This is a genomic window from Microbulbifer maximicatervae (SeqCode), from assembly GCF_052467955.1.
In genome coordinates, this window is sequence record NZ_CP174329.1 from 183,184 (window position 1) to 195,452 (window position 12,269).

The window sequence follows — 12,269 nt, forward strand, 5'->3', positions numbered from 1 at the left end:
AAAGAGAGTGGAGAAAGCTGTGAGCGAAACCAATTCCGGGGTGCAAACAGAAACCGAGGCAAACCCCGAAGCCCAGACACCGCGATTGAGCCACGGCCTTTGCACCAGTGCCGGCATCAAACCGCAGAACGAAGATGCCGCAATCTACCACTGGCCAGCCAGCCCGCACTTGCAGGAATACCTGGGTGCAGTCGCCGCGTTAGCAGACGGAGTCAGCTCCGCCGAAGCCGGCGCCCTCGCCAGCCACACCGCCACCGAGCAGTTTGTGCGGGACTATTACAAGGTGCCGGATACCTGGTCTGTCGCCCACGCCGGACAGAAAATCCTCGCCTCCATTAACAGCAAGCTATACCGCAAGAGCCATGACTTTCCCCAACAGGAAAAGGGTTTCCTCTGCACCTTCTCTGCCCTGATTTTTAAATCCCGCACCGCCCACTACTTTCATATCGGCGACAGCCGTATCTATCACCTGCGCGGTGACAACCTTAAATGCCTCACCCGGGACCACAACATCACCCTGGCCCACCGCCAGCAGATGCTATCCCGCGCACTGGGAATGGATACCGGCCTGCAAGTGGATTACGGCCAGCTCAGCCTGGCTAAGGACGATGTACTGCTGATTACCAGCGACGGCGTGCACGACTTTATCAAGCAGGATTTGCTGCGCGAGCTGCTGGCAGATACCCAATTAAGCGAACAGGAAACAGCGGAAACCCTGGTGCGCCTCGCCGAGGAAAACGGCAGTGACGATAATCTCTCCGCATTAGTGGTAAAAGTAAAAGCATTGCCACAAACCACTCTGGATGACTACAGCCGCCAGCTTACCCGCCTGCCCTTCCCGCCGGAGTTGGAACCGGGCATGGTATTGGATGGTTACCAGGTGGAACGGGAGCTGTTCTCCTCCCAGCGCAGCCAGCTGTACCTGGTGCGCGACAGTACCACCGGGGAAATCCTGGTAATGAAAACCCCCTCGGTAAATTACGAGGACGATATCCACTATATCGACCGCTTTATTCAGGAGGAATGGATAGGCCTGCGTATTCGCAGCCCCCAGGTAGTGCGCCTGCACCGCCAGACCCGCCCACGCACCGCGCTCTATTACCTGATGGAGTATGTGCAGGGCAGCACCCTGGAGCAGTGGATCACCAATAACCGCTTTCCCAAACCCGCAGAGGCGTTTCGTATCCTTAAGGAGATTGCCACCGGGCTACAGGCCTTCCACGATCAGGAAACCATTCACCAGGATTTGCGCCCGGCCAATATCATGATCGACAGCGACGGGCGGATAAAAATTATCGACTTCGGCTCAGTCTATGTAGCCGGCAGTGCCGAGATTTTCCGCCCCCTGGAGCACCCGGAAGCGCTGGGCACCGCCAGCTATTCCGACCCCCACTATATCCTCGGGCACAACAGCGGTATTCGCGGCGATATCTATGCCCTCGCCACTATTGCCTACGAGATGTTTACCGGCGAACTGCCCTACGGTGAGGAAATCGAAAACTGCCGCTCCCACGCCGACTTCGAACGCCTGCGCTATCGCACCGCCAGCCAGTTTAATCCCGTAGTCCCCATCTGGTTCGACCGCGCCCTAGAGCGCGGATGCAGTATCGACCTGGAACAGCGCTACTCCACCCTGACAGAATTTATGCGCGATCTGGCTAATCCCAACCCGGATTACCTGAGGGAAGATCCTACTGAGAAAGGGGATGCCTCTTTGTTTTGGAAGATTCTTTGTGGGATTTGGGTGGCTACTTTGTTAGCGGTGGCTGCGTTGTTTTCGTCTAGTGCTTGAGATTTGAGATTTCGGTACGGTAGTTCTTATTTACGAATATGCTGATCCAGCATATCTATAAAACGCTCTGGTTCAGCAGGTAGTAGTTTTAGGCGGACATCACCCATGACACGTTCTTTTACTGCTTTTGTATCCTGCACAACATTTGGTGATTTCTTAATTTGTCTAAACCAAAGATAAAGAGCAGCTTCAATATACACGAACATACAAACACTAACTTATTGATTTTTAAAATATTTAATCTCTTAATCAAGAAATATTAATTATTAGAGGTATTCCAGACACGACAAATCTACCAAAGTAATTTGTGTCAGTACTGACTAAAATACTAATTTATTATCCTTTCCGATTAATGTAACCTCCCATTCTTCGGATATCTTGACAACTGATATGATGCAGTTTCTGTGAATACGCTATTAAATTATCACCAGAAAAACCATGAAAAAAAGACTCCAGGTATTTATTTCCTCTACATACATGGACCTGGTTGAAGAAAGGCAAGTCAAACTGTACTTTCGGTGCCGTACTCTCTAACGCTCGCTTTGCCTGCGGTGTTATGTCCTAACTCGAAATTTAATCGCACGAATAGTAAGGAAGAGAAATGATAGAAAAGGAGTATATAGAAATAGACCAAGAAACGCTTTACGAAGGAATAAAGTCTATTTCTAAAAGCGATTTTAAAGCAAAAGAAATCTTGGCGACATTAATTGAAGCACAGCAAGAAGAAGTTGAAGCCGCAATTGAACACAAAAAGAAAAAGCGAAAAACTTCCGCACAAATAGCAATTGAGAAAGCAAGAAGAAGACATATGCGCAAATTAAAAAGAAACATGCGCAATGCTTCGCCTAGTAGACCACAACCCAAAAAATATATGGCAGCACATCATATCGTTTCGTGGCATGATTCGCGAGCTTTGGCCGCAAGACAAATACTTGCTCAATATGGAATCGATATAAATGATGAATCTAATGGAGTCTGGCTACCTCAATACGAAAAGGACTTACCACATAAAGCCTGTCCTGACGCCTACGCTCATGCTAAAATCCACACAAATGTATACTATGTGAACGTCACCAATCTTTTACAAACAGAAGCAAGAATTCCTGGTACATCTGCCAATGATATACGAGATGTTTTGCGGGATATTGGTGATGAACTTGTTTCGGGAGTGTTTCCTGTATGAAAACCTACCAAATTAATTACGATGTAAACAATTACCGTCAATTGGCTTGGTCTGACAAAGACATAAATATTCTGAAAGAATCAGAGGTTCTCTTATCTGGTGATAAGGGAGCGCTCAAAAAAATATCTGTCGAGTGGATGATTGAAGAAGGAGTCACAAATTTACCTAAGCCAGACATAGCGTATTTACAAGGTTATACACCATCTATTATTGTAAATTCCAAAGTTGCTCCGCTGTTATCTGACAAATTCGGAGATAAAGCTGAAAACATAACTATTTCTATAGAAAATGAGTTTTGGTTTATTTTTAAAATAAATAAAATTTCTGATACTGCTTTGAATCTGGAAAGATGTAAATTTAAATTACGAAGATCAGGATCATTTGGAAGAATCACCAAAGCTGTTTATAATAAATCTGAATTTTCCGACTCAATGGCTATTATTGCCAAACAAGACCCGATGAACATTGTTGTCACAGATGAATTTATAGATTTCATCAATAGCAATCAATTTACAGGTCTTAGTTTTAAAGAAGTTGAAAATATCTAGTTCAAGTATTGGTATTTCAAGTGCAAGCAAGGGGTGGTTCGCTGTAAAGCTCACCCCAACTACACATGTTGATATAGTCAATACAAGTAGTAGCTGCCTCTGGAGAGTCCCTCGAGATAATGAAAGCAGTTGCAGGCTTATCCATTACTCCATCAATTGCGGTAATAGTTGTTCAGTGGTTAAAGAATAGATCTTCTCGAAAAGTAATCCTCCAAATGACCGACAAAAAGATAGTATATATTGAAGGTTATTCTAAGGAGGAGATCTCTAACTTAATTGCAGATGCTTCGAGCATTACCATTATTCAAACTGAGCCTGGCCAATAGTATAATAAGCTAATTGGCCACACCTATATTACGCGTCGCTGTATTTCACATATAGATGGTATAGAAAGCATCCTATCAAGAAAACATAGGAATTCTTAGTCAGGGAAGAAAATGGAAACAAATAGCATAAGAATTAGCAATTTACAAAGGAGCGAACTTCCTGTTCTTTGGAAGAATCTAAATTCTAATGAGCTAAACACACTCGTCAAGCGTTCAAACTCAAAAGAGATTTCGTTGCTCATAGGGCACACAAACGAGCAGGGGCTAACTTATTTATTTTCTATCCTTGAGTCAGAAAATATAAACAAGATATTTGAGAGCCTTTCAAAGAATGAATTAAACAAAATATTTGTCCTTCTTAGCAAGAAAGAGCTATCCAGAATATCAAAAACATTAAATGAAAAAACATTAATAAAAGTACTAGCTTCAGCAAGCCAAACTCAAAGGGATAGATTGCTATCATCCTTTCCTATAGATGAGAAAAAGGCAATTCTAGAAGTAATTGATGAAGAAATTGATCTTGATAAAAACTATAAAAAATATCTTGGAGAAAAATTCGAAAATTCTTTAGAGAGAGAAGCATTTCAAAGAATCATAGAGTTAGAAGAGAAGGAAATATTCCTAGAGAGGCAGCAACAAGTAAGAAAAGACCAATATGCCGAACAACTTGAGAATATGCGTTCTCAAATTGCTCATACAGAAAAAGAGTATGCTTTCCAGACTAAAAGGCTAAAAGACTTAGAGAACAATCAATTTAAAAGAGAAAATGATCTAAAGGAACGCATTAGAATACTGCAGGAGGAGCATCAAAAGCAGGTACAGGGCAAGATAGAATTGAAGGTACCTGAGTTTGTAAAAGAAGCAGTAAATGCTTTAGAAAAAAAGGAAACCGATTTTTCTTCTAAGTCTAAAAAATGGAATATTCAGGGAACAATAGCATTAGGCCTGTCGATATTAGCCGCCGTAGCTGCTTTGATTTATGGCAGCTTTGAATTTAATACTGCAGCAAAAGAAAATATTGACTGGTTCTTTTTTTCTTTTCTCTTAATAAAAGGCTTAATAGTTGTTACTTTATTCGGAGCATGGGCTAACCATGCATACAATATTGGCAATGCTTATATGCATGAGTCACTTAAAAGAAGTGACAGAATTCATGCTATAAACTTCGGCAAGTTATATCTTGAAGTATATGGTAACGATGTAAGTCAATCCGACATGAAGTCAATTTTCGAAAATTGGAATCTAGAAAGTGATAGCGCATTCACAAAAGTTCAAAAAACTTCATTTGAACCAAAAGTAATTGAACAAGTTACTCAGCTTGTTGCAGTAATTTCTGCAGCAGCCAAAGATACCCGAAGTAAAAATGAAGAAGAAACAAATAAGTAAATCCAGGTGGCGCCTACGGCGCGCCTGGTTTGATATCTGTTTAAAATCTTAACGATTTCCATCCTCCAACGCCCGTTCCTTTCCGAGACGAATATATATTTCCTCACGGTGAACGGGTAAAGATTTGGGAGCACGTATTCCAATCTTCACCTGATTACCCTTAACGTCCAAGACTGTAACTGAAACATTGGCTCCAATCCTTAGGTTTTCACCTATCCGGCGCTTTAAAATCAACATAGATATTTCCTACTGATACTCAAACCATGGGTAGACCTTCTCTGGTGGAAGGCTGAGAAAGTAACGCTGTGAGGAGATACCGGGTGGTGCGCGGGAACGGTAGGCATAGAAGAAGAAAAGGCAGGCAATACGCTCCCAGAGCTTGGGGAATCGCTCCAAGCCGCTGAATGTTCTCCAGTTTATTGAAGACGAGCGGGTTTCTAGCGTATGATCCATATAGCCATTTTGATAGGTAGATTATCAATTTGGTCAGCTGGCCCCTGGTGTTGCTGCACCTTGGGTCAGCGCCTTTTACTAACTCTTACGTCACGCTACCGTTCTCCTGTGAGAAGATGGGTCTTTAGAAAACTCTTAGATATCTTGATTCTCTCGAATCCCATTGGTCTTTGGTCATCGGCCTTCAAAAGGCCACCCAATTCCGGCCAAAATACCAATAAAGATCAATCGATTTTACGCAGCTTTGACACTAAAACAAACTGAATAAAATCCAATAAGATCATTTTTGTGCCTATATTTTTATGCTCCTTAGCTTAGATAATTTGCGTTATCCATAAGAATGATGGTTTAGGTGGTTACTCTTTACTCGCTTTCACATTAGAAATAAAAGCAATTAATCATAAAACCAGCACTCCGTGTGTCATTCTTGTGTCGAGTGAAAAGATCCAAATAGCCTAATGCTTGAAAGTATTGCAGTGAGACATGGAGAGTTGTTCACTTTTAGTCGCCATGCCATTTTTATAAAGTACTTAAAACCCTGGTTAATAGGTACGCATGTTCCTATCTATGCATTGGCGATTTTTCGCCTGTACTGACAAACTTACCGATTGATATATCCGCTCTGAGTATAGTTGTTTGCCATTTTGGCATTGATCGACAAGTGATATGATGCAGCTTCAGTTGAGCACACTATTAAAGCTCTTTGGCAGGAAAGCATGAACTATAGAAATCTACTGTTAAAAAGAGGGTTTGGTTTCCATTAGCAATTCATAGCTAATGGAGATCCATATGGGGTATTTTCGACACCCTAAAACCATGAACGAGATGAAGCAATACTATGCTTCGTTGGAAAATGAACTAGAGATCCCAATAAAGATTAGAAACCGTCGTCAACCAAAATGTTTACCAACCGCTTGGGACGACTATTTTCCAAGTAATATCTCTAATCGTAATTGGAAGCTGTTTCGAAGGAACCAGTGGAAAGGGTAGTTATCCACTTTAACAGGACGCTCCTGCTGAAAATCATAAGTTCCGGCTTTGGCTCTACTTATGTTTTCAGCAGAACATGGTGTTGTATACACCAAGATTCAAATTAGGAAGATATGAATACACATTTCAGTACTATTGATGATCTAAGTGAAATCATCAAAGAATACGAAGGATTGTTACTACGACCCACTCGTCATTTGAGCCATCCCACGCTCTATCGCCGTCGTGATGCAGGGCCTACTGAAAGAGTCCTTAAGGGCGTTAGGGTTAAAGAGTGGTTAATGTCTGAAGATGAAGTTTGGGTGCTTCCCCATGATCAAATGGGATTATCTTTTTCCTCTACATATAAGAACCTGAAAAGCGTTTACAAACTCAAGAAAAGGCACTCTCAAGGTGCAAACTTAAACATATTTTGGGTACTTGAAGAAGCTGATATACCTAAAGGCCTTAAGTTTGAAAAAGACAGGAATAAGAAAGGCCACTATTTTTTAACTGTCTCTGAACAAATGCTTCTTACTCAGTTAGTTTCAAAACTTAAGATTGTTGCCCAAAGAATGGCGTTAATAAGAGAAGGGGTTTCTTACCTATGATTACTTATAAATTTCCTGAAGAAAAAGAATACGCGGAGTTCTACGCAAAAAAGTTAGATGATGAACTTAGCCTGCAATTCCTTCAAAATGGCATTATTTTAAACAAATCTCAAGCCGAGCATATCTGTCGTTTCTTTTGGGCTATGGTAGATGCGTCAATTGAGGACGAAAATAACGGAGTAAAGCTTCAATGGAATGAAGGAGCTGAATTTTGGAACGAAAAATTAATGAACTCCATTTCGGCACACCTTGAAGCCTTAGGCTATGAAGAAGAGTGGGAAAACGAAGTCGATAAGCAATAGACATAGCTAAGAAGGAAGGATAGAGCGCGCGCAGCCGCGATCTATCCAGATGATGAACGCCATAAACCCATCAAGACAACAGCGTCTATGGGTATTAATGATCTTCAGAACAATCAAAACCTTGACGATATATATGCTAACTAAATGAAGAAGATAGCGATATCATTTTTAGTGAAGTTAATTTTTTATACGTAGTGAACGTCAAATGGAAAAGCGCAAAAAATTACTTTGGATCAGCTTTCTTACTGTCTCATTAATTGGAGTCGGATTCATACTTGGCATGTTTGGCAGTGCCCTAAAGCCTCCAGCAAATGCTGGTGAACTATCTCCTAGTATTGATATAGCTGACCTGGAGCCTGGTGAAATACTTACTCGGGATGTAAATTATGAGGCGGGAGGGAAGTGGGGCTTTAGATACATAATTTATAAAAACTATGAGTCAGAAATCACAGTTTTTGGCGTTCCCCTCAGAGAAGGCATGGTAAATATGCCAGATATAAAGTGGTGGAGGTGGGGCACAGACTGTAGTAATTTTGGGCCGACCATGAAAAACGGTAAGGTAGTCCCACAAAGCCAGTTCAAATGTCATGATCACGAATTAAATACGTGGTTCGCCAAAGAAAATGTCTGGGATCTTGATGGGAATAACCTCGGCAAATATACAGAAGACATGGAAAGAGTAAGATTTTCAATAAAAGGCTTTGATCTTTTATTACATATGTATTACTAAAAAATCAATCAATCTCTACACCTGCTGTTATTGGGATTTTTAATGTCTGACCCGCTTCATTATGCGAGAAGTAAAATTAAAAACTAATATGGGAAGAACAAATTATTTAGTATGTAGACTTAGTATCGCGATGCTATGTGGGTTCATCTCATATTTATTGGTAGCTACTTTTCCAGCTCTTATTGCTCCAGAACTAGCGGATTTTTATAGAACACTAGGGATGTATTTCCTTTATACAACCGCTGCTCAAATAGCAGGGTTGTTATTTGTGATATTTGGGAGCAAGCGATTGCTGAAAATCGCAAACTTGGCTTTAACCTTGATTTGTTTCATACCTCTAATAATTTACTTCATAAAAATTGCACCAGACGGCCTAAATTAATAAAATTTGTATAGATGAACCTTTGCTGTTCAACAGCTGTCGCTTTGCTGCTACAGATCTTACTGTGAATTTTGAGCAATCCATTGGAATAGCAAAGAAGAAATAATACTAGCCCCCCATAGATCTGTGAGTGCTTAGCTGCATGGATGCCTTTCATATTTGGTACAAACATTAGCTATCACGATAATCCATATCATCCTACTTAGACAATATTTAAGTTCTTGAAATTTGACGATAAATGATATGATACAGCTTAGTTTGAATACGCTGTTGTATAAAAGGAAGGGGCCGTGGAAAACTCTAGGTTTTGGAATATTGTTGAAAGTGTTACAAATCGAGTTTCTGATATTGAAGACATTTTCGAGGGGTTAGTTGAGGTTGTAAGCAAACTCACCCCTGAAGAAATTATTGCATTCAAGCAAAAGCAATATGAGGTAAGTGGCCTCGTTTATCGTTGGGATGTTTGGGCTGTAGCCTATATCTTAAATGGTGGCTGTTCCGATGATGGCTTTACTTATTTCAGGGCCAGCTTGATCTCTGGAGGGCGAGAGAAATTTGAAGCGGCACTCAAAAATCCTGAATCGCTTGCTGACTGGCTACCTGAAGACTTCGAAGCTGAGGACTTCATGTATATAGCTAATGATGCCTACGAGAAGGTCACAGGAGAGGAGTTTCCTTATGACCGCCTTACTTCTGAAGAGGATGGAGGAAGTGATCCGGCTGGCGAGGCATGGGATGAGGACGATTTACCAAAGTTATACCCAGATTTATATAAGAAGTATTTTTAACTTCAAGTATTTTTTGCGATAAAAGTATATGACGTATATCCGTTAATTTCATGGCAAGTGTTATTTAGATGTGGCACAAGCATCTATCTCAAGTGCAATGATACCGGCCAAGTCTCGTGTGCTGGTATAAATCCACCGGCAGCAGTGCTCATATTTCTTCTTAGATTGAGTACCTTTTCCACAAAGAAACATCCTGTCTGCACAGCGAATCTGTGACACAGAATGTATATTAAGCTATTTCAATACCCATTATTTTTATGGCGGCCTTTGCATTGTTTCAGAAATTGTGGCACCTTGCTTTCTCTGATGGGTGTACAGCAGCGTTTTCCGAGAAACATTGTCTACATAATTTCTACCTGCAAGGTCTTGTGAGAAGAGGCATATCTGCCCCGACAATCATGCTTTTGGGCTCTAATCTAGTCAGTAGTATTGATAAAGCTAATTCATAACGCTTTATCAATTCTGTTTTTATCTACAACACGACGCATGAAAATTTCTTTCGTATTAAGACTAAAGAGCTGAATCAACTTCGTACAGCCATAGCAACCTTAAGATAACCTATTGATTTTTAATCGTTTATACATTTGATCAAAAGGAACTGAGCAATACGATTCAATACAACCGCAAGATATCAATAGAGCTATTTTGCGTCAGCGTGAAATAACATGCTGATTTTATGTTACTTTAGCTAGATTGGTTTCGTACTCTTAAAATATAGAGGATGTATTTTCCAAAAACTCGTTATATGTCTTGAAATATTAACCATATTTAGATTTTTAGCATATAGGATAGTCAAATGAATACAAATGCAGTTTGTTGGTTTGAAGTTTATGTAAATGATATGGCACGTGCAAAGTCTTTCTATGAAGCTGTTCTTAAGCAGGAGTTAACTCGTCTAGACAATCCTGACGAGGTAAAAGATTTTCCACAGCCCGAAATGTGGGCATTTCCTATGAAGCAAGAACCTGGTGCAAGCGGAGCAATTTGCAAAATGGATGGTGTTGAGGCGGGAGGCAATAGCACTCTTGTGTATTTTGATAGCGAAGATTGTTCCGTTGAACAGGCCAGAGTCGAGCCAGCCGGTGGAAAGCTAGTTGTCCCTAAGATGTCTATCGGAGAGAATGGTTATATCGCTATAGCGCAAGATACCGAAGGGAATAATATCGGCTTTCACTCAATGAAATAGCCAGCTCCTTTAGGAAATATATATTCACATAATAAGTTACTTAGATATCGTGCACTGCCTTCGGCAGTGCACGGTTAATTTTTAAAATCAGGTTTTAGATTCTAAAACAATATTCTCAGATACTAAATTTACGTCTTCATATACCAGAAAAGATGAAGATCAAGTTTACTTGGTTTCGGATAATAAGTGCAATTGATAAAGGAAGGCAATGGACTCAGTGTGCATACTTTTTAGAGCACCGAAAGAGATCAACATGTTGGTTTGGAATTGCCAATAAAATAAGAATCTAATTTCTCTGGTATAGTCGCTCTTTATGAGAGCCAAAGTTTGGCCAGACTAAAAATTCTTGATCGGTAAAGTCCCTAATATTTTAGGGACTTAATAAGATTGGCAGTTAAGTAAATTTACATGGCAAATTTCTGATTATAGCTTTGCCTGCCCCCAGAAGGTTTTGCAGATTGACTTCCAGAGTTTGCCGACTAAATCCTGATTGGAACGAGAGGCAGATTCTACAATTGCTCTATGTAGCTCCTTTTCAGATTCAGTAAATTCGCTTCTATATTTTTCTTCAATCTGTGCATAGGTCAGCCCTTTTGCCTTCATAAACCAAGATAAGAGCTGCCCTAAGTAAGATATTTTTTCTCTTGTTTTTTTCAGCTCATGATTTCTCTGAAGTACAGCGCCCTCACCTAACATCTTCCAAATACCAGCTTCAATCTGTTGAGCTTGCTCTGCAGTAAGCTGCTTATCTTTAGTTGCTTCTTCAAACATTTCATCTGCAAGTGCCTGTACGTTATCTGGCATAGTTGAAAGTGGAACGGAATATTCTCGCTCTCTGATTTTATAATCTTGAATAGTTGCCTGTAATATATAAATTACCGCAGCAATTAATGTGGTGATAAATTTCATTGTTATGCCTCTGTTGATTGAAGATTTTATATAAGTATTTTGAACTCAAGCTGATCCTCTAAAAGCTAAGAAATATCAGTATAAGTTCCCCCTAAAAAGACTGGATTAGTACCCTACTGATGGATCAAGAACGGAAGACATGCACCAAATCGGAGCATAAAAATCACATACCTGAAAAATGCTATAAATTTAATAGATAGAGTTTTTACAAAAATTTATTTGATGAGTGATATATCAAGTTCTATTGAATATGTATCTAAACTCACCAAATAGAATGACATGCTTTTAATAGAATAAGCTTACCTGGAAAAATATCTATCAGAGGAAAAACAAACGCCAGAATTTAAATTAAAAACTTTTTAATATTAGAGCATTATGATTTTTTTGATATTTTCTACCTACTTTAGACAAGGCCATTCTCACTACTAGCATACTTATCTAGTAAGACTTAGGTTTACCAAATAGTAACCACATTTAATTTCCATGCTTCTTTAACGGATAATAAGCTGAATCAAGCTAGACATTAACCTTATGACATCTATGAAAAGCTCTTTCTTTCATATGTTATACAATTCTGCTCTACGTCAACATTCTGTGAGGACTTACATTATATCTACAGTGTAAATATGAGATCCTGAAGGTAATTATTTGTTGAAAAATTTCTATTTAATATAGATACCCACCAACCATTCAGGCACGGTTTT

General features: G+C 40.0%; 14 protein-coding genes. 10 read left to right on the top strand and 4 right to left on the bottom strand.

Annotated elements, in window-relative coordinates; translation table 11 throughout:
* The first annotated feature begins 19 nt into the window (after window positions 1-19).
* Window positions 20-1,792: a bifunctional protein-serine/threonine kinase/phosphatase gene (locus ACJJI5_RS00725; protein WP_445355276.1), complete on the top strand. Its 1,773-nt coding sequence runs from the start codon at window positions 20-22 to the stop codon at window positions 1,790-1,792.
* A gap of 26 nt (window positions 1,793-1,818) precedes the next feature.
* On the opposite strand, the gene ACJJI5_RS00730 is transcribed toward ACJJI5_RS00725, so the two are convergent.
* On the bottom strand, window positions 1,819-1,992 hold the full coding sequence (locus ACJJI5_RS00730) for a hypothetical protein (RefSeq protein ID WP_445355277.1): 174 nt from the start codon (window positions 1,990-1,992) through the stop codon (window positions 1,819-1,821).
* A 401-nt stretch (window positions 1,993-2,393) separates the two neighbouring features.
* On the opposite strand from ACJJI5_RS00730, the gene ACJJI5_RS00735 reads away from it, so the two are divergent.
* The 4 genes from ACJJI5_RS00735 (at window position 2,394) to ACJJI5_RS00750 (ending at window position 5,235) form a co-directional block, all read left to right on the top strand.
* The gene (locus ACJJI5_RS00735) at window positions 2,394-2,975 is read left to right on the top strand and encodes an AHH domain-containing protein (protein ID WP_445355278.1); all 582 of its coding nucleotides are present in this window, start codon (window positions 2,394-2,396) and stop codon (window positions 2,973-2,975) included.
* Window positions 2,972-3,523 (top strand): hypothetical protein, encoded by a 552-nt coding sequence (locus ACJJI5_RS00740; protein WP_445355279.1) that lies wholly within the window; start codon window positions 2,972-2,974, stop codon window positions 3,521-3,523. Before ACJJI5_RS00735 ends, ACJJI5_RS00740 begins: the two co-directional genes overlap by 4 nt.
* 119 nt (window positions 3,524-3,642) lie before the next feature.
* The gene (locus tag ACJJI5_RS00745; protein ID WP_445355280.1) at window positions 3,643-3,849 is read left to right on the top strand and encodes a hypothetical protein; all 207 of its coding nucleotides are present in this window, start codon (window positions 3,643-3,645) and stop codon (window positions 3,847-3,849) included.
* 111 nt (window positions 3,850-3,960) lie between these two features.
* Complete coding sequence (locus ACJJI5_RS00750; protein ID WP_445355281.1) at window positions 3,961-5,235, top strand: magnesium transporter MgtE N-terminal domain-containing protein; 1,275 nt, start codon at window positions 3,961-3,963, stop codon at window positions 5,233-5,235.
* A 48-nt stretch (window positions 5,236-5,283) separates the two neighbouring features.
* On the opposite strand, the gene csrA is transcribed toward ACJJI5_RS00750, so the two are convergent.
* Together csrA and ACJJI5_RS00760 are read right to left on the bottom strand one after the other, a co-directional pair.
* Window positions 5,284-5,472 (bottom strand): carbon storage regulator CsrA, encoded by a 189-nt coding sequence (gene csrA, locus ACJJI5_RS00755; RefSeq protein WP_445355282.1) that lies wholly within the window; start codon window positions 5,470-5,472, stop codon window positions 5,284-5,286.
* Between the two features lie 9 nt (window positions 5,473-5,481).
* The gene (locus tag ACJJI5_RS00760) at window positions 5,482-5,688 is read right to left on the bottom strand and encodes a hypothetical protein (protein ID WP_445355283.1); all 207 of its coding nucleotides are present in this window, start codon (window positions 5,686-5,688) and stop codon (window positions 5,482-5,484) included.
* A 1,103-nt stretch (window positions 5,689-6,791) separates the two neighbouring features.
* Here ACJJI5_RS00760 and ACJJI5_RS00765 point away from each other — a divergent pair.
* The 5 genes from ACJJI5_RS00765 to ACJJI5_RS00785 all read left to right on the top strand — a co-directional run bounded on the left by ACJJI5_RS00765 (window position 6,792) and on the right by ACJJI5_RS00785 (window position 10,656).
* Window positions 6,792-7,268 (top strand): hypothetical protein, encoded by a 477-nt coding sequence (locus ACJJI5_RS00765; RefSeq protein WP_445355284.1) that lies wholly within the window; start codon window positions 6,792-6,794, stop codon window positions 7,266-7,268.
* Window positions 7,265-7,570: a hypothetical protein gene (locus ACJJI5_RS00770; protein WP_445355285.1), complete on the top strand. Its 306-nt coding sequence runs from the start codon at window positions 7,265-7,267 to the stop codon at window positions 7,568-7,570. The genes ACJJI5_RS00765 and ACJJI5_RS00770 overlap by 4 nt, the downstream gene beginning before the upstream one ends.
* A 205-nt stretch (window positions 7,571-7,775) precedes the next feature.
* Window positions 7,776-8,300 carry a hypothetical protein gene (locus ACJJI5_RS00775; RefSeq protein WP_445355286.1) on the top strand — a complete coding sequence of 175 codons (525 nt, stop codon included), beginning with the start codon at window positions 7,776-7,778 and terminating at the stop codon, window positions 8,298-8,300.
* Window positions 8,301-8,972: 672 nt separating this feature from the next.
* Window positions 8,973-9,470, top strand: coding sequence for a DUF4240 domain-containing protein (locus ACJJI5_RS00780; protein ID WP_445355287.1), 498 nt, complete (start codon window positions 8,973-8,975; stop codon window positions 9,468-9,470).
* Between the two features lie 796 nt (window positions 9,471-10,266).
* Window positions 10,267-10,656 (top strand): VOC family protein, encoded by a 390-nt coding sequence (locus tag ACJJI5_RS00785; RefSeq protein ID WP_445355288.1) that lies wholly within the window; start codon window positions 10,267-10,269, stop codon window positions 10,654-10,656.
* A 423-nt stretch (window positions 10,657-11,079) separates the two neighbouring features.
* On the opposite strand, the gene ACJJI5_RS00790 is transcribed toward ACJJI5_RS00785, so the two are convergent.
* Window positions 11,080-11,565, bottom strand: a complete 486-nt coding sequence (locus tag ACJJI5_RS00790) for a hypothetical protein (RefSeq protein WP_444895515.1) — start codon at window positions 11,563-11,565, stop codon at window positions 11,080-11,082.
* Between the last annotated feature and the right edge of the window lie 704 nt (window positions 11,566-12,269).